The organism is Stenotrophomonas sp. WED208, assembly GCF_040984485.1.
GTDB lineage: Bacteria > Pseudomonadota > Gammaproteobacteria > Xanthomonadales > Xanthomonadaceae > Stenotrophomonas > Stenotrophomonas riyadhensis.
Genome location: NZ_JAZARB010000001.1, coordinates 928477 through 944972, shown reverse-complemented (window position 1 = coordinate 944972; position 16496 = coordinate 928477). Strand labels below are relative to the sequence as shown.

The following is a 16496-nucleotide window of genomic DNA, read 5'->3' as shown; positions in this document are numbered from 1 at the left end:
CTGTCGTTCGGTCAAGCGTGCTTGAAACAACGTGAGCTGACGCAGATGACCCAATTCTCCTGGCATGCACCGCTTGCGCTCTTGCACCGCGCAAAAAAAAACCCGGCCACAAGGGCCGGGTCCGGGCATCAGCACGGCATTGAAACCGCGGGATCAGCCGTTGCGTCGGCTCGCCCACTGCGCCAGCAGCACCGCCGTGGCTGAGGCCACGTTCAGGCTCTCCACCGCGCCACTGCCGGGAATCGAGACCTGAAGGTCGCACTGGCCGGCCAGGCTGCGGTCCATGCCCTCGCCCTCTGCGCCCATCACGTACACCAACCGTTCCGGCAGCGATGCGCGGAATACGTCGTCACCGCCATCGACCAGGGTTGCCGCCAGGCCAAAACCGGCCGCACGCAGCTGCGACATTGCCTGCGCGGTCTCCGGCAGCTGTACCAGCGGGACGGCTTCGGCACCGCCCTCAGCCACACGTGCGGCGGCACCGGACAACGCCAGCGTGCTGGCAGCCGGCAGCAGCAGTGCCTTGGCACCGAAGTGCGCGGCCGAGCGCAGGATCGCGCCCAGGTTGTGCGGGTTGCCCACGCCATCCAGCCACAACGCCAGCGCCGGGCCGTCGCCGACCTGCTCCAGCCACTGCGCCAGTGGCAGTGCCGGTGCACGCAACACATCGGCCACCACGCCTTCGTGATGGGTGGTGCCGGCGAGCTTGTTCAGATCGCCGTCTTCAACCACGCGGTACCCCACGCGGTTGGCCACGCACCACTTCAGCAGCGGCTGCAGGCGCGCAATGCGTGCCTCCAGCAGGTACAGCTTGCGCAGCGCCTGCGGTCGCGCCTCGAACGCGGCCAGCACGGCATTCAGGCCGTACAGGCGCAGCTCCTCGCTGCCACCGCGCCCGCCACCGCCCGTGGCCGGCACCTCCGGACGCGGCAACGGCGTTGCGCGCGGCGGACGGGCGGACGGGCGGCGGTTGTTCCAAGGGTTGTTCACTTACACACTCTCCTGCTTGCGCTGGCGCCAGAAATCAGCGTTCTTGATGCCCAGGGCATCAGGGTCGAACACCGGATCCAGGCCCAGCTTCTTCTGTCGTTCGTAGTCACGCAGGGCCAGCATTGCCGGCTTCTGGATGATGAGGATGGCAATGATGTTCAGCCAGGCCATCAGGCCCACGCCGATGTCACCCAGCGCCCAGGCCAGGGTTGCATTATGGAACGCGCCGAACACCACCATGGCGATGATGCCCAGGCGCAGCACCAGCACGGTCAGCGGGCGCTTCTTGTTGTGGTTCACATAGCTGAGATTGGTCTCGGCCATGTAGTAGTACGCCATGATGGTGGTGAAGGCGAAGAAGAAGATGGCGATGGACACGAACGCCGAACCCCAGCCCGGCAGCACCGCTTCCACGCCGGCCTGAGCGTAGCCCGCGCCTTCCGGAATGCCGGCCAGGCCCTGGAAGATCGGCGGGGCGCCGGCACCTGCTGGCGAATACACGTTGTAGGTGCCGCTGGCCAGGATCAGGAACGCGGTGGCGGTGCACACCATCATGGTGTCGAAATAGATGGCGAAGGCCTGCACGTAACCCTGCTTGGCCGGGTGCGAGACTTCCGAGGCCGCTGCCGCGTGCGGGCCCGAGCCCTGGCCGGCCTCGTTGGCATAGATGCCGCGCTTGATGCCCCACTCCACCGCCAGGCCCATCATCGCGCCGAACGCGGCGTGGGTGCCGAAGGCGCTGCTGAAGATGATGTTGAACATCTCCGGCACGCGGTCGTAGTTGATGATCATGATGACGATGGCCATCAGGATGAAGCCGGCGGCCATGAACGGCACCACCACTTCGGCGAAGTTGGCGATGCGCTTGACGCCACCGAAGATCACCACGCCCAGCAGCAGCGCCACCACGATGCCGATGCCCAGCTTCAGCGCCTGCACCGATTCCATGCCGAAGGCCTGGCCATCGAGCGGGCCGCACAGTGCGGTGCCACGGCAGGCGTTGATGATGCTGTCGGCGATGGCGTTCGCCTGCACACCGGGCATCAGGAAACCGGCGGCAATGATCGTGGCGATGGCGAAGGCCAGCGCGTACCACTTCAGGCCCATGGCCTTTTCGATGTAGTACGCCGGGCCACCGCGATAACGGCCTTCGGCATCCTTGGTCTTGTAGATCTGCGCCAGGGTGCATTCCACGTACGAGGTGGACGCGCCGAGGAAGCCCATCACCCACATCCAGAAGATCGCACCGGGGCCGCCGAAGGCGATGGCGGTGGCCACGCCGGCGATGTTGCCGATGCCCATGCGGCCGGCCATCGACATGGCCAGGGCCTGGAAGGACGACACGCCGGCGTCGGATTTCTCACCCCTGACAGTGAGGCGGCACATCTCGAGGAAGCCGCGGATCTGCATGAAGCGCGTGCGCAGGCTGAAAAACAGGCCGGCGCCCAGGCACACGAAGATCAGTGCCTTGCTCCAGATGATGCTGTTGATGAAATGTACGGTAGCTTCCACGCGCGCTCTCTCCAGTCGGCGGGTTGTAAGGACGTCCCGTCGGCTGGAGGGGACCGGTCGATTCTCCCTGATCGAAGGCCGCTGCGGTAGCGCCAGAAGGATGCGGTCGGATCCCTTGCGCAGCGCGCAGGGGCTCTGACCCCGGTTCTACCGTTTAGCGGGTTGGGGGTCAGAGCCCTTTTCTGCGAAAAGGGATCTGACCCCGGGCCATTCAGGGCAGCTGCGTGCGTACCCGGGCAAAACGGCGCAGGTCGTGCAGCACGCCGCGCTTGTAGACCGCGCAGCGGTCCACGCCTTCTTCCTGGAAACCGTTCTTTTCCAGCACCCGGGCCGAGCCGAGGTTGAAGTCGACCACCCCGGCCTGCAGCCTGAACAGGCGAAGTTCGTCCATCACCCAGGGGGCGAACAGGCCGACCACCCGGGTCATCACTCCTTGGCCCCAGTAGGCCTGGCCCAACCAGTAGCCCAGCTCGGCCATGTGCCCGCGCTCGGCACTGCCCTGCTGGGCCCCGACGCTGCCGCAGGCCTGGCCGTCGATCTCGATGGCCAGGTTCAGGGTACCGGGGGCCAGCACGCGGCCGGCGAGGAAGGCCTCGCCATCCTCGCGCGTGTACGGATACGGGAAGCGGTCGCGCAGGCCGCGCGACACCTCGGCGTCGTTGGCGTGGTGCAGCAGGGATTCGAGGTCTTCATTGCGCCAGGGGCGCAGCAGGAAGCCCTGGCCCTGCAGGTGTGGGGTCAGAGCCCTTTCCCCTTGGGAAAGGGATCCGACCCCGCCTGCCATCCCGTTGGCGGTCGGATCAGGCATGGCCACCCACCGAGGGCGATTCCGCTTCCTGCTTCTCCAGCTCGCGCTTCACCGCTTCCGGCGAGCGGGTGTACGGGGCCAGCCGCGCGTAGAACGCCGGCACCACCAACAGCGACAGGAAGGTCGAGAGGGTCACGCCGAAGATGATCACGATGCCGATCGTGCCACGGCTGGCCGAACCAGGGCCACCGGCCACCACCAGCGGAATCGCGCCGACCACGGTGGCGATCGAGGTCATCAGGATCGGGCGCAGGCGCACCATCGCCGATTCGATGATCGCCTCGCGCACGGTTCTTCCGTCGTCACGCAGCTGGTTGGCGAATTCGACGATGAGGATGCCGTTCTTCGCGGCCAGGCCGACCAGCATGACGATGCCGATCTGGCTGAACAGGTTCACCGTGCCGCCGCTCACCCACAACCCGACCAGCGCGCCGAGCACGCCCAGCGGCACGGTCAGCATGATGGTGAGCGGGTGGATGAAGCTCTCGAACTGCGCGGCCAGCACCAGGTAGACCACCAGCAGGGCCATTGCGAAGGTCAGCAGCACGGCACCACCGGCGCTCTGGTACTCACGCGATTCGCCCTTCCAGTTCACCTGTGCGTACTGCGGCAGCTCCTCGCGGGCCACGTTCTGCGCCCAGGCAATGGCCTCGCCCAGCGGATAGCCCGGCGCCAGGCCGGCGTTGATGGTGATCGAGCGCAGGCGGTTGAAGCGGTTCAGGGTGCCGGCCTCGGCCACTTCGCTCAGCGTGACCAGGTTGGACAGCGGCACCAGTTCGCCGGAAGTCGCGCGCACACGGATCGCCGCCAGGTCGGCCGGGCTGGCGCGGCCATCGCGGCCGGCCTGCACCAGCACGTCGTACTCCTCGCCGTTGTCGACGAAGGTGGTGACGCGGCGCGAACCCATCATGGTTTCCAGCGCCGAACCGATCGCGGTGACCGGCACGCCGAGGTCGGCCGCACGCTGGCGGTCGATGTTGACCCGCATCTGCGGCCGGGTCTCCTTGTAGTCCGAGTCGGGGCCGACCAGGCCGGGATTGTCGGCCATGCGCAGCAGGATGCGGTCGCGCCACTGCGCGATCTCGGCATATTCCGGACCACCCAGCACGATCTGGAACGGCTGGCCGCCGCTGCGCACCAGGCCACCGCCCACCTGCGTGCGTACGCGCACGCCACGGATGGTATCCAGCTCCTTCTGCAGTTCGTTGGCTACTTCCGGCGTGCCCTCGCTGCGCTGGCGCCACGGCTGCAGGAAGATGCTGACGCGGCCGGTGTGCATTTCCTCGCTGGCGCCCCAGCCACCCGGCACGCGCGGGTTGGCGCGCACGATTGGCTTGTCCGGGCCGACATGCGGTGCCAGCATCGCTTCCACCTGCTGCACCTGCTGCACGGTGTAGTCGTAGCCGGCGCCTTCCGGGCCGTCGATCATGATCTGGAACGAACCGCGGTCTTCGGCGGGCGCCAGTTCCGACGGCAGCAGCTTGAGCAGGCCCCAGCTGGCAGCCAGTGCGGCCACCATCACCAGCAGGTAGATCCAGGTGCGGTCCACGTGATGGTCGAGCACCCGCCCATAGGCCCCTGCCAGGCGCTCCAGGTTGCGGTTGACGAAGCCATGCAGGCCACGCGGCGCGTGCCCGGTGTGCGGCTTGAGCAGCTTGGAGGCCATCATTGGCGTCAGCGTCAGCGCCACGAAGGCGGACAATGCCACCGCGGCGGCCAGCGCCACCGCCAGCTCGCGGAACAGGCGCCCGGTGTTGCCTTCCAGGAAACCGACCGGCAGGAACACCGCCACCAGCACCGCGGTGGTAGCAATCACCGCGAAGGCGACCTGCGCGGTGCCGCGCTTTGACGCCACCAGCGGGGGTTCGCCCAGATCGATGCGGCGCTGCACGTTCTCCACCACCACGATCGCATCGTCCACCACCAGGCCGATGCACAGCACCAGCGCCAACAGGGTCAGCAGGTTGATCGAGAAATCAAACGCATACAGTGCGATGAACGCCGCGACCAGGCAGACCGGCACGGTCACCGCCGGAATCAGCGCGGCGCGGAAGCTGCCGAGGAACAGCCAGATCACCGCCAGCACCAGGATCATCGCCTCCACCAGCGTGGCGTAGACGCGGTCCACCGCGGCTTCGATGAAGGTGGTGTTGTCGAAGGCAACGAAGATCTGCGTGCCCTTCGGCAGGGTCAGTGCGACCCGCTCCGCCTCGGCACGCGCGACACGGGCCACGTCCAGCGAGTTGGCGGTGGAGGTCTTGACGATGCCCAGGCCGATGCCCGGCTCGCCGTTGCTGCGGTAGTACGCGCGGCGCTCGGCCGAGGCCAGCTCGATCTTCGCCACGTCGCCCATGCGCACCACGTAGCCATCGCGTCCCTTGCCCAGCGGGATGGTCGCGAAGTCTTCCGGCTTGATGTAGTTGCGCTCCACGCGCAGGGTGAAATCGCGGTCGGTCGACTCGATGCGGCCGGCCGGCAGTTCCACGTTCTCGTTGCGCAGCGCGGTTTCGACGTCGCCGGTGGTCAGCCCGCGCGCCGCCAGCTGGTCGCGGTCCAGCCAGATCCGCATCGCGTAACGCTGGCGGCCGCCGATGCGGACCTGGGCCACGCCGTCGAGGCTGGAGAAACGATCGACCACGTAGCGGTCGGCGTAGTCGCTCAGCTCCAGCGTATCCATGGTCGAGGAGACCATGTTGAACCAGATGATCGGGTCGGCATCGCTCTCGACCTTGGCGATCTCCGGCGGACGCGCTTCCTCCGGCATGCGGTCGGCGACGCGGCTGACCGCATCGCGCACGTCATTGGCCGCCGCTTCGATATCGCGGTTGGAGGTGAATTCGATGCTGACCTGCGAGCGGCCGTTGTTGCTGCGCGCATTGATCGTATCGATGCCTTCGATGCCAGCCAGCGCGTCTTCCAGTACCTGGGTGATACGGCTTTCGATGACCGCGGCCGAGGCGCCGGTGTAGTCCACCGACACCGAGACGATCGGCGGATCGATGGCCGGCAGCTCACGCAGGGTCAGGCGGGTGAAGGACATCACGCCCAGCACCAGCAGCAACAGGCTCATCACCACGGCAAATACCGGCCGCTGGATGGAGATGTCGGACAGCTTCATCCGCCGTGGCCCTCGGCCGCGACCGGCGCTGCAGCGTCAGCGGGCTTCGCACCGCTGGCCGGGGCCGCGTCCTTGGCCGCGACCTTCAGGCCCGGGCGCAGCTTGCCGGTGCCATCGACCACGATGCGCTGGCCCGCTTCCAGGCCCTGCCTGATCTCGACCACGCCGGCACGGCGCGCGCCGGTGACCACGTCCACGCGCTCGACGCTGTCGTCGGCCTTGATGCGGTACATGAAGGTATCGCGGCCGACCTGCACCACGGCGATCTCCGGCACCACCAGCGCCGGGCGCTCGGGCCGGAACAGGCGCACGTCCAGCAACATGCCCGGACGCAGCGCATGGTCGCCGTTGGCGAAATCGGCGCGCACGGTCACCGCACGGGTGGCCGGGTCGATGCGCGCATCGATGGTGCTGACCACACCCTCGAAGGTGCGGCCGGGCCACGCCACGCTGGTGGCACTGACCTTGTCACCGACGCCCAGTGCGGCCAGTTCCACTTCCGGCACCTGGAAATCGATGTGCATGTGCTCGATGTCGTCGAGCGTGGCGATCACCGTGGTCGGCGTCAGCAGCGTGCCCGGGCTGACCTGGCGGATACCCAGGACGCCAGCGAACGGCGCACGCACGCGGCGGTCGCCGATATCCGACTGCATCTGCGCCACACGCGCCTCGGCGGCATCGCGGATCGACTTCTGCGTATCCAGCGTGGCGCTGGACACCAGCCGCTGGGTGGCCAGCTCGCGCTGGCGCTTGTACAGCTGGTCGGCCTCGTGGAAGGTGGCCTGCGCCTGCACCAGCGCAGCCTCCTGGGCCTGGCCGCGCAGGGTCACGATCGGCGCCCCGGCAGCGACGTGCTGGCCGCTTTCGAAATGCACTTTCTCGACGATCTCGCTGACCTTGGCGGTCACGCTGATGGATTCGCGTGCCTTGGCCGTGCCCAGTGCCTGCAGGGTGTCGTTCCACTGCGTGGACTGCACGACCTGCGCGGTGACCGGCACCGCTTCTCCCTGCCGACGGGCGGCGGCCTCCTGTTTGCCTGCGCACCCGGCCAGCACGGCCAGGCTGAGGCCAAGAGCCAGGGTCGAAGCGATACGAGCCAACATGAACGGTCCTGAGTGATCCACGGCCGCCGAGTGTAGGCAAGGGCCCGCAAAAGCGGTATGTGCCAAGCGTTTACCGGCGTGGAACCAGGGCTGCGATAGCGCCTTGAACCCGTTCCGTGCAAGGCTGATATCAGCGGTGTCGGCGTGTGTCGAGGTGTATCCAGCCGCCCACTGTGGCCGCTGCCATCGTAGAGTCGAAGCTGCCCGACGGAGGGCGTCGGGCGGGGACGGATCCTGGCGGGGATCCGGCCCCGTTTTTTTGCATCCGACGGATCAATACCGGTAGTTCACCTTCATCCACAAGCTGCGGCCCGGCTCGTTGATGCGCACCGGATCGGCCGGGAAGCCGAAGTCGGCGCTGCCGGCAAGGTTCAGGTGCTCGCTGTAGGCACGGTCGAACAGGTTGTCGACGCCCGCGCTGAGCTGCAGCTGCGAACTGAAGCGATACGCCGCGTTGAGCGCGAAAGTGGCGAAGCCGGCACTCGGCCCGAGATCCTGGGCGACGACGTTGCCTTGGCCATCTGCGACACGATGCTGGTGGGTCACCGCGCGCAGCAGCGCACCGGCACTCCAGCGTTGGCCCTCCCAGTTCGCGCTCAGGCGTGCTTCCAGCGGTGGCATCTGCGGCAACGGGCGATGCTGGTCGCGGTTCTCGCCCCACGCATAGGCCAGCGTGCCGCCCAGCGTCCATTGTTCGGCCACGCTCACTTCCAGGCCCGCCTCGGCACCAGCGATACGCGCATCAACGTTGCTGGCTTGGCTCATGCCCATCATGCCGCTGCCGTGGTAGGTGAACAGGATGTAGTCCTGAATCTGCCCGGCGTACGCCGAAACCCACGCCTGCACGCGCGGTCCCTTGTACTGCAGGCCGACATCGAGCTGGGTGGTGCGCTCCGGCTGGATACCGGCAAACGCGTTCACTGCACCGGCCGGGCCGTGGTTGGGCGAGAACAGCTCCCAGTAGTCGGGCATGCGTTCACTGTGACCGAGGCCGGCATACCAGGTCAGGCCGTCGGCCAGGTCCTGCTCGTAGCGCAGGAAGCCACTGCCGAGCCATTCCTTGCGGCGTTGGCCCGCAGTCGGATTGGGCATGTTGCCCATCATTCCGCGGATCGACTGCCGCTCGTCGCGCACGCTGGCACGGTCGATGCGCAGTCCGCTGATCCAGCGCTGGTCGGTGCCGGCGCCGAGGGTCAACTCGGTGAACGCGCCGTAGCGCCGGAAGTTGGCATCGGTCTCCCACGCCGCCTGCCGGTAGGTGTCGCGGCCCATGCCCATGCGCCCACGATGGCGGCTGTCTTCGCCATCCACACCCGCCACCAGCTGCACGTCCTGCCAGCGCCACTCGGAACTGACCCGACCGCCCTGGGTTCGGCGATCCACGTTCGATGCCATCGGCATCGGCATCATGCTGTGCGGGTTCGGCGTGCGCAGCGTGTAGTTGTCCATCACGTGGTCGGCGTTGTTGTAGTACACGTTGGCCTGCACCGTGTCCCATGCCCCCGGCAGGTTGCGCTTCTCGAAACGCGCGGCGTAGCTGGTGCGTTCGAACGCGGCACCGTCCATGCCACGGCCCGCGTAGCGTGCGATGGCATCACCGGCACCGGCGGAAATCTCCAGCAGCGTGTCGACATCCGGCGTCCAGCCGATGGCCACGTCACCGTTCCACTTGCGCCACTTCGACGGCACCACGTCACCGTTGCCATCCTTGTAGTCATCGGCTTCGGAACGGTTGCCACTGGCGCGCACGTAGCCGGTCGGGTTGCCCAGGGTCAGGTCCAGCACCTGGTCGTTGCGGTTGCGCGAACCGACCAGCGCACTGGCATCGGCACGCACGCCCGGTTCCTCGAAACGCGGCGTATCGCGCTCGAAACGCACGGTGCCGGCCGACGCGCCGGCCCCCCAGCGCACGCTCTGCGGGCCCTTGATGATGGTCAGCCGGTCGAAGCTTTCCGGCGCGATGTAGGACAGCGGATTGTCCATGCGCGATGGGCAGGCGCCGATCAGGTTGCCGTCATTGCTGAGGATGTTCAGGCGCGAACCGAACATGCCGCGCAGCACCGGGTCGCCGTTGGTGCCGCCGTTGCGGATGGCGGAGAAGCCGGGGACGGTCTTCAGGTAATCAGCGCCATCACTGGCAGGCACGGGCTGCCGCGGCAGGCGCGGATCGGTCACCCAGTGCAACGGGGACGACGGCGCGGCGGCGGTGACCACCATCGTGTCGAGGGTACGCGCCTCTTCGGCAGGCGCAGCGTGGGCCAGTGACGCGGCCACGGCCAGGCCAAGGGCAACCGGCAGGCGCGCGCAGGCGCCCGCGGGGCGGGAAGTCATTTTCATCGGAACAGCTCCAAAGTACGCACGCGCGCACGGCGCCCGGTCAGGCGTCGTGCGGCAGATTCGATAGGGACATCAGCGAACGATGGAGAAACGCGGCGGCCCGCGCGCGGCATGCGCCGGCCAACGCAGTGCCTGCAGCACCTGTTGCGACCACGGGAACACCAGGCGCGGCCGCCACAGCAGCGGCAACAGCAGCACCAGCACCGCCAGCCACGGCAGCAGGCGCATGGCCAGCACGCAGTATTCGCAGGCTTCGCCGTGCATGGCGTGGGGGTCGGGCGGACGGCTGGGCGCGGCCGGCGCGGCGCCGTGCTGATCGTGCCCGGGCATGGCCATGGCGTGCATGTCATGGCCCATCGCGGCATGGTCCATGCCCGCCATCGCCGCGTGCTCCATCGGCGATGCCTGCAGCGCGCGGCTGACCAGCGGCGCGAGCACCATCAGCAGCGTCGCCAGGACGGCGAGCTGGAACAGAAGGCGCTGCGGGCGGGACAGGCGGGTCACCCCGCTAGTTTAGAGCCGGGTCCTGGGTTGCCCTGTGCGACGAACCGTCGCAGGCATTTGCGACACCCCGTCGCGGGGGTGTTCGGCAGGGCTGCGCCCTGCACCTGCAGATGCCACGTCCACGGCAAGAGCCGAAGCAACAGCAAAAGCAAAAGCTGGCTTCCCGTGGGATGGCGGGGCGGGTCCGGTTGCGGGAGACGCCGTAAACCCGTCCCTGGGGGCTTGGCCGCGGCATCCATGCCGCGGACACTCCCGCAACCGGACCCACCCCGCCTTCGACAGTTTTCCGCGATCTGTCGGAACGACTCTCGGGGTCAGATCCGTTTTCCGAAGGAAAACGGATCTGACCCCAGATGTATTTCGATATCTGACAGTTTTCATCCACGCATGGCGTGGATCAACCGTGTCGACCAAGGTCGACACCTACCAACAGCCGCCGGAATCTGTCAGAGGTGGGGCGGTGTCGGAGTGCGGGGTGTCCGCGGCATGGATGCCGCGGCCAAGCCCCCATGGAGGGGTTCACGGCGTCCCCGCACTCCGACACCGCCCCGCCATCCCACGGAATGCCGCTTCTGCTGTTGCTGTTGCTTGCGCGCCGCAGCAGGTGCAGGGCTGCAAGCCCTGCTCGACCCACCTCACACCGTGATGGTCTGGGTCAGTGACTCCCAGGTCGGTGGCACCGGCCACGCCGCCGCCTGGTTGCCATCCAGCACCCTTCGCAGGTCGCGCGGATCAATCTGCGGTGCCAGCACGTGCACCAGCTCCAGCGCGTAATCACGCAGCACGCGGTCGCGCGGCAGCACCGCCCACGCGATGCATTCGCTGATCGGGTCCGGCGCCGGCCACGATCTCAGGTCTTCGTCGTTGGAACTGACCGCCATCTCCGCCAGCAGGCCCACGCCCAGCCCGGTACGCACATAGGTCTTGATCAGGTCCGCATCGAGCGCGGTCAGTGCCAGATCCGGCACCAGGCCGTTCGCAGCGAAGGCGCGCTGCAACGAGGAATTCGGCCGAGTCGAGGATTCGTAGCTGATCAGCGGTTGCCGGGCCAACGCGGCGAGGTCCGGTGCGCGGCCCGCGCGGTCCAGCGGGTGGCCCTTCGGTACCACCACCAGGCGTCGCCAGCGGAACAGCGGCACCGCGATGCCATCGGTGGGCTCACCGCCGGCGGTGCTGATGATGGCGATATCGGCATCACCCTGGTTCAAGCGGTCCAGCGCGTCGGCTTCACCGGCCTGCTGCAGGTGCACGCTCACCTGGGGATAGGCCTGCTTGATCGCCGCCACCGCCGGCGGCAGCACGAAGCGCGCCTGGGTGTGGGTGGTGGTCAGGATCAGCTGGCCCTGGCTCTCGCGGCGCTGGTTGGCCGCGTAGGTGCGGATGTTGTTGGCCTCGGCCAGCACCGCGCGGGCACGGGCGATGACCTCGGTGCCGGCCGGGGTGACCGACTCCAGGCTGCGGCCCTTGCGCACGAACAACAGGAAACCCAGCTCATCCTCCAGCTGCTTGAGCTGCTTGGACAGACCGGGCTGGGTGGCGTGCACGCGCGAGGCGGCCAGCGTGATGTTCAGCTCGGCGTCGGCGATGGCAACCAGGTAGCGCAGCTGGGTCAGCGTCATGGGAGGCAGGCGGCGTGGGGCGGAGGTCCACTCTAGGGTCAATTGCCGTCACCAGCTTATAACCAAAGGTTGTTTAAGAAAGGTATCTGGTCATTTCCGGGCGTCATATGCCGGCGCTACGGTCAGCCGGCAGCCGCTGGCCTGAACAGCCAGCCCTCCCCCTTCGCCCGCCGAAGCCCGGCGCGGCCCCGTTTCCGGAGCGCTTCCATGGCCCTGTACGACTCCATCCTCGATACCGTCGGCAACACCCCCATCGTCAGGCTGCAGCGCCTGGCGCCCCCGCAGGTCAGCGTCTACGCCAAGGTCGAGTCGTTCAACCCGGGCGGCTCGGTGAAGGACCGTCTGGCGCTGGCGATCATCCTCGACGCCGAGGCACGCGGCCTGCTCAAGCCGGGCGACACCATCGTCGAAGCCACTTCAGGCAACACTGGCGTGGCACTGGCGATGGTCGCCGCCGCGCGCGGCTACAAGTTCGTGGCCACCATGGTCGAGACCTTCTCGGTGGAGCGCCGCAAGCTGATGCGCGCCTACGGTGCCAAGGTGATCCTGACCCCGGCCGCCGAACGCGGCAGCGGCATGGTGCGCAAGGCAGCCGAACTGGCCGAACAGCACGGCTGGTTCCTGGCCAGCCAGTTCGCCAACCCGGCCAATCCGGCCTATCACCGCAACACCACCGCCGCCGAGATCCTGCGCGACTTCGCCGGCAAGCGGCTGGACTACTTCGTCAGCGGCTGGGGCACGGGCGGCACGCTTACCGGCGTGGGCGAAGTGCTGAAGGTCGCGCGCCCGCAGACCCGCATCATCGCCACCGAACCGGCCGGCGCTGCACTGCTCAAGGGCGATGACTGGAAGCCGCACAAGATCCAGGGCTGGACCCCGGACTTCGTGCCGGACGTGCTCAACCGCGATGTGGTGGACGAACTGGTCTCGGTCGAAGATGACCGCGCCATCACCACCGCGCGTCGCCTGGCTGCCGAGGAAGGCATCTTCGTCGGCATCTCCGCCGGCGCCACCGTCGCCAGTGCGCTTGACGTGGCCGCGCGCGCTGAACCGGGCTCGGTGATCCTGGCGATGCTGCCGGACACCGGTGAACGCTATTTCTCCACGCCGCTGTTTGCCGATGTGAACGAAGGCTCCGACGACGACTGGCTGGCCGGCCTGCCGTGATCCACAGGGTCGGATCCCTTTCCCGTCGGGAAAGGGCTCTGACCCTGCCAGCTCACCATGGAACTCGGGGGTCAGAGCCTTTTCGCGCGGAAAAGGATCTGACCCCCTTCTGCTTCAGCCTGCGTGAAGGCGCCGCCCGCCATCGTGCGTGAAGGCCGTCGGATCGCAGCGCGTGAGACGGTCATGACGCAATATCGATGCCCTGTCCCCTACCGTGGGAACAGCCGGCGCAGATGCTGCGCGGATCACCTCACAGGCAGGAGACGGACGCATGAAGATCGAGGTTTGGCAGGGCGACATCACGACCCTGGCGGTGGATGCGATCGTCAACGCGGCCAATGAAACACTGCTCGGTGGCGGTGGTGTCGACGGCGCGATCCATCGCGCAGCCGGCCCCGCATTGCTGGCCGAGTGCGAGCAGTTGCCGGAGCTGCGTCCGGGCGTGCGTTGCCCGACCGGCGAAGTGCGCGCCACCGGCGCCCATGCGTTGCCAGCGCGCCACGTACTGCACACGGTGGGCCCGGTCTGGCATGACGGCCAGCGCGACGAACCGGCGCTGCTGGCCAACTGTTACTGGAAATCGCTGCAGCTGGCCGAATCACTGGGCGTGCAGTCGATCGCGTTCCCGGCGATCAGCTGCGGCGTGTATGGCTATCCGCTGTACCAGGCCGCGCAGATCGCGGTGACGGAAACGCTGGCCTGGCAGCGCAGCCACGCGCAGCCGATGCGCATCGTGCTGGTGGCATTCAATACGGCCACGGCCAAGGCGTACCAGCAGGCGCTGGCTGCCGCCGGCCAGAACACGGACAGTGAACCGCGCACTTCAATGTTGCCGCCGCTGGGCGATGCAGGCCTCGCTGCAGCGCATTGATCCGCAGCGCTGCAGGCAAGAGAAAAGGCCGGGCATTGCCCGGCCTTCTGCATCACACCGTTGTTTTCATCCACGCATGCGTGGATCACGCTCAACGGCTGGCGGCTTCCACCGCAACAGCATCATCAGCCACCGCCGCCGCAGCGTCGGCCGCAGCACGTGCAGCCGAGGCCGCAGCACCATCGGCGCTGGCACCCTCCACCTGCACGCGCACTTCCACCAGGCCCGCGCCATTGTTCAGGCCGGACACGTCCACGGTGTAGTGACCGGCCGGCAGCGTCTCTTCCAGGCGCGCGTTGGTGCCGTTGCCACCATCATCGTCGGCCAGCTCGACATCGCCGCCCACCACGCGCAGCACGGTATCGACCTGGCTGGAGATCGCATCCAGGCGTACATCGGCCGGGCGGTCCAGGGACAGCAGGAAGCGGCGGCGGCCATCATTGTCGAGCATGGTGTACACGCTGCCCGACTTCGGCAGGGCGCTGCCATCGCGCTCGACCAGGTTGCCCGGCAGTTCGATGCGGGTGGCCGACAGAGTGAACATGCCACTGACGCCGTCGCCCAGGCCGCGCGCGGTCAGGGTGTACTTGCCCGGCTTCAGCGACAGGGTCAGGCGCGAGTTGGTGCTGTCGCCACCATCGTCATTCTCCGCATCAACCCCCTGGCCCGACAGCTTCAGCACCGGATCGAAGACATCCGAGACCAGGCGGATCTCATACAGGCCTGCCTTGTCCACCTGCAGGGTGTAGTCCTGCGAACCGCCGGCCAGCATGTCGACGATCTCGCCACTGCCCGCCAACGGCTTGCCGTCGTACGGCACCAGCTTCTCGGCGCGCAGGCGGTACGGGCCGTAATCGGTCGAGCCATTGGCGTTGACCGCCACCTGGTAGGTGCCGCCACCGTTGGCACGGAAGGCCAGCGAGACGTCGCCTTCGCGCTCGTAACCGGTGTTGCTGCTGGCCACCAGGCTGCCGTTGCTGAATACCGCGATCGAGCCACTCAGCGATCCGGTCAGCTTCAGCCCAACCAGCTGCTTGTCTTCCAGCTTGATCTGGTAGAGCTGGTGGTGGCTGCCGTCATTGAAGTTGATGCCGCTGCGCGAGGTGATCTCGCCGGACACCGGCTTGTCGAAATCGAGCGACGCGGCCTTGCCTGCCTCTGCGCCGCCGCCACCGATGCGGTTGCACCCGCCGGCGACCAGGACCGTGGCTACGGCCAGTGTGATTGCTGCCAAACGCATGTTGTTTCTCCTTGGCCTTCCATGTGGTTCCCACGTACCGGCCGGGCACGCGGGGGCGGAAAAGATACCCGCAAAAGCAAACGCCGGCGTGATGCCGGCGCTGCCTTGTTCATCCAGCGATGGGACGGATCAACCGTTCCACTTGCCCAGCGCAGCCAGGCCGTTGTCCTTGGCACGCTCGTACACGGTCTTCTGGGCAGCGGCGTAGTTGCCCTTCATGTCCTTGGCCCACAGCTTCAGCGCGGCCTGCTGCATGGCGCGGCCGTAGGAGAAGCTCAGCGGCCACGGCAGGTTGCCCAGCTGGTTCATCGCGTTCAGGTGCTCGGTGGACTGCTCATCGCTCTGGCCACCGGACAGGAACACCACGCCCGGCAGGATCGCCGGCACGGTGCTCTTCAGGCACATCACGGTCGATTCGGCCACTTCCTCGACGTCGGCCTGCTCATCGCAGCCCTTGCCGGAGATGACCATCGAGGCCTTCAGGATCGTGCCTTCCAGCAGCACGTTCTGCTGGTAGAGCGCGTCGAACAGCGAACGCAGGGTGGCTTCGGTGACTTCGTAGCAGGTCTCGATGTCGTGGTCGCCGTCCATGATCACTTCCGGCTCGACCATCGGCACCAGGCCACATTCCTGGCACAGGGCGGCATAGCGGGCCAGCGCATGGGCGTTGGACTCGATGCAGGTGCCCGACGGAATGCTTTCGCCGATGTTGATCACCGCACGCCACTTGGCGAAGCGCGCACCCAGCTTGTAGTACTCCTGCAGGCGCTCGCGCAGGCCGTCCAGGCCTTCGGTCACCAGCTCGCCCGGGCAGCCGGCCAGCGGGTGCGCACCCTTGTCCACCTTGATGCCCGGAATCATGCCGTGGTCGGCCATGTACTTGGCGAACGGCACGCCGTCCTTGGTCGACTGACGGATGGTTTCGTCAAACAGGATGGCGCCGGAAATGTGCTCGTTGAGCTTCGGCGTGGTCAGCAGCAGCTCGCGGTAGGCGCGACGGTTCTCCTCGGTGTTCTCGATGCCGACGCCAGCGAAACGCTTGGCGATGGTAGCGGTGGATTCGTCGATCGCGATGATGCCCTTGCCCGGGGCAACCATGGCCTGGGCGGTTTCAGCCAGCTGTTCGATGCTCATGTACTTCCTGTGGCGGGTGCGGGAAAAACGTAAGTATAGCCCCGCTGCCCGTTGCCCCGACGTGGAGGCCAGTCTGGAAACGATTCCAATGTC

General features: G+C 67.3%; 12 protein-coding genes. 2 read left to right on the top strand and 10 right to left on the bottom strand.

Annotated elements, in window-relative coordinates:
- Nucleotides 1-153: 153 nt before the first annotated feature.
- The 8 genes from VPH47_RS04160 to VPH47_RS04125 all read right to left on the bottom strand — a co-directional run bounded on the left by VPH47_RS04160 (nucleotide 154) and on the right by VPH47_RS04125 (nucleotide 11991).
- Nucleotides 154-990, bottom strand: coding sequence for a TrmH family RNA methyltransferase (locus VPH47_RS04160; RefSeq protein ID WP_110713395.1), 837 nt, complete (start codon nucleotides 988-990; stop codon nucleotides 154-156).
- Nucleotides 991-2502: a sodium:alanine symporter family protein gene (locus VPH47_RS04155; RefSeq protein WP_180860853.1), complete on the bottom strand. Its 1512-nt coding sequence runs from the start codon at nucleotides 2500-2502 to the stop codon at nucleotides 991-993.
- Nucleotides 2503-2713: 211 nt separating this feature from the next.
- On the bottom strand, nucleotides 2714-3310 hold the full coding sequence (locus VPH47_RS04150) for a GNAT family N-acetyltransferase (RefSeq protein WP_368850188.1): 597 nt from the start codon (nucleotides 3308-3310) through the stop codon (nucleotides 2714-2716).
- Nucleotides 3303-6428 carry an efflux RND transporter permease subunit gene (locus tag VPH47_RS04145; protein ID WP_368850187.1) on the bottom strand — a complete coding sequence of 1042 codons (3126 nt, stop codon included), beginning with the start codon at nucleotides 6426-6428 and terminating at the stop codon, nucleotides 3303-3305. Before VPH47_RS04145 ends, VPH47_RS04150 begins: the two co-directional genes overlap by 8 nt.
- Nucleotides 6425-7531, bottom strand: coding sequence for an efflux RND transporter periplasmic adaptor subunit (locus VPH47_RS04140; protein ID WP_110713401.1), 1107 nt, complete (start codon nucleotides 7529-7531; stop codon nucleotides 6425-6427). Before VPH47_RS04140 ends, VPH47_RS04145 begins: the two co-directional genes overlap by 4 nt.
- A gap of 273 nt (nucleotides 7532-7804) precedes the next feature.
- On the bottom strand, nucleotides 7805-9868 hold the full coding sequence (locus VPH47_RS04135; protein WP_368850186.1) for a TonB-dependent copper receptor: 2064 nt from the start codon (nucleotides 9866-9868) through the stop codon (nucleotides 7805-7807).
- A gap of 72 nt (nucleotides 9869-9940) precedes the next feature.
- Nucleotides 9941-10372, bottom strand: a complete 432-nt coding sequence (locus tag VPH47_RS04130; protein WP_368850185.1) for a DUF2946 family protein — start codon at nucleotides 10370-10372, stop codon at nucleotides 9941-9943.
- A 635-nt stretch (nucleotides 10373-11007) separates the two neighbouring features.
- The gene (locus VPH47_RS04125; RefSeq protein WP_010481448.1) at nucleotides 11008-11991 is read right to left on the bottom strand and encodes a LysR family transcriptional regulator; all 984 of its coding nucleotides are present in this window, start codon (nucleotides 11989-11991) and stop codon (nucleotides 11008-11010) included.
- A 207-nt stretch (nucleotides 11992-12198) separates the two neighbouring features.
- Between VPH47_RS04125 and cysK the strand changes: the two genes are divergently transcribed.
- Together cysK and VPH47_RS04115 are read left to right on the top strand one after the other, a co-directional pair.
- Nucleotides 12199-13158 (top strand): cysteine synthase A, encoded by a 960-nt coding sequence (gene cysK, locus VPH47_RS04120; protein ID WP_368850184.1) that lies wholly within the window; start codon nucleotides 12199-12201, stop codon nucleotides 13156-13158.
- Between the two features lie 271 nt (nucleotides 13159-13429).
- Nucleotides 13430-14029 carry an O-acetyl-ADP-ribose deacetylase gene (locus VPH47_RS04115; protein ID WP_368850183.1) on the top strand — a complete coding sequence of 200 codons (600 nt, stop codon included), beginning with the start codon at nucleotides 13430-13432 and terminating at the stop codon, nucleotides 14027-14029.
- A gap of 91 nt (nucleotides 14030-14120) precedes the next feature.
- Here the strand turns inward: VPH47_RS04115 and VPH47_RS04110 are convergent, their stop codons facing one another.
- Both VPH47_RS04110 and VPH47_RS04105 read right to left on the bottom strand, forming a co-directional pair.
- The gene (locus VPH47_RS04110) at nucleotides 14121-15269 is read right to left on the bottom strand and encodes an ABC transporter substrate-binding protein (RefSeq protein WP_368850182.1); all 1149 of its coding nucleotides are present in this window, start codon (nucleotides 15267-15269) and stop codon (nucleotides 14121-14123) included.
- Nucleotides 15270-15398: 129 nt separating this feature from the next.
- Nucleotides 15399-16403: a class I fructose-bisphosphate aldolase gene (locus tag VPH47_RS04105; RefSeq protein WP_010481439.1), complete on the bottom strand. Its 1005-nt coding sequence runs from the start codon at nucleotides 16401-16403 to the stop codon at nucleotides 15399-15401.
- Between the last annotated feature and the right edge of the window lie 93 nt (nucleotides 16404-16496).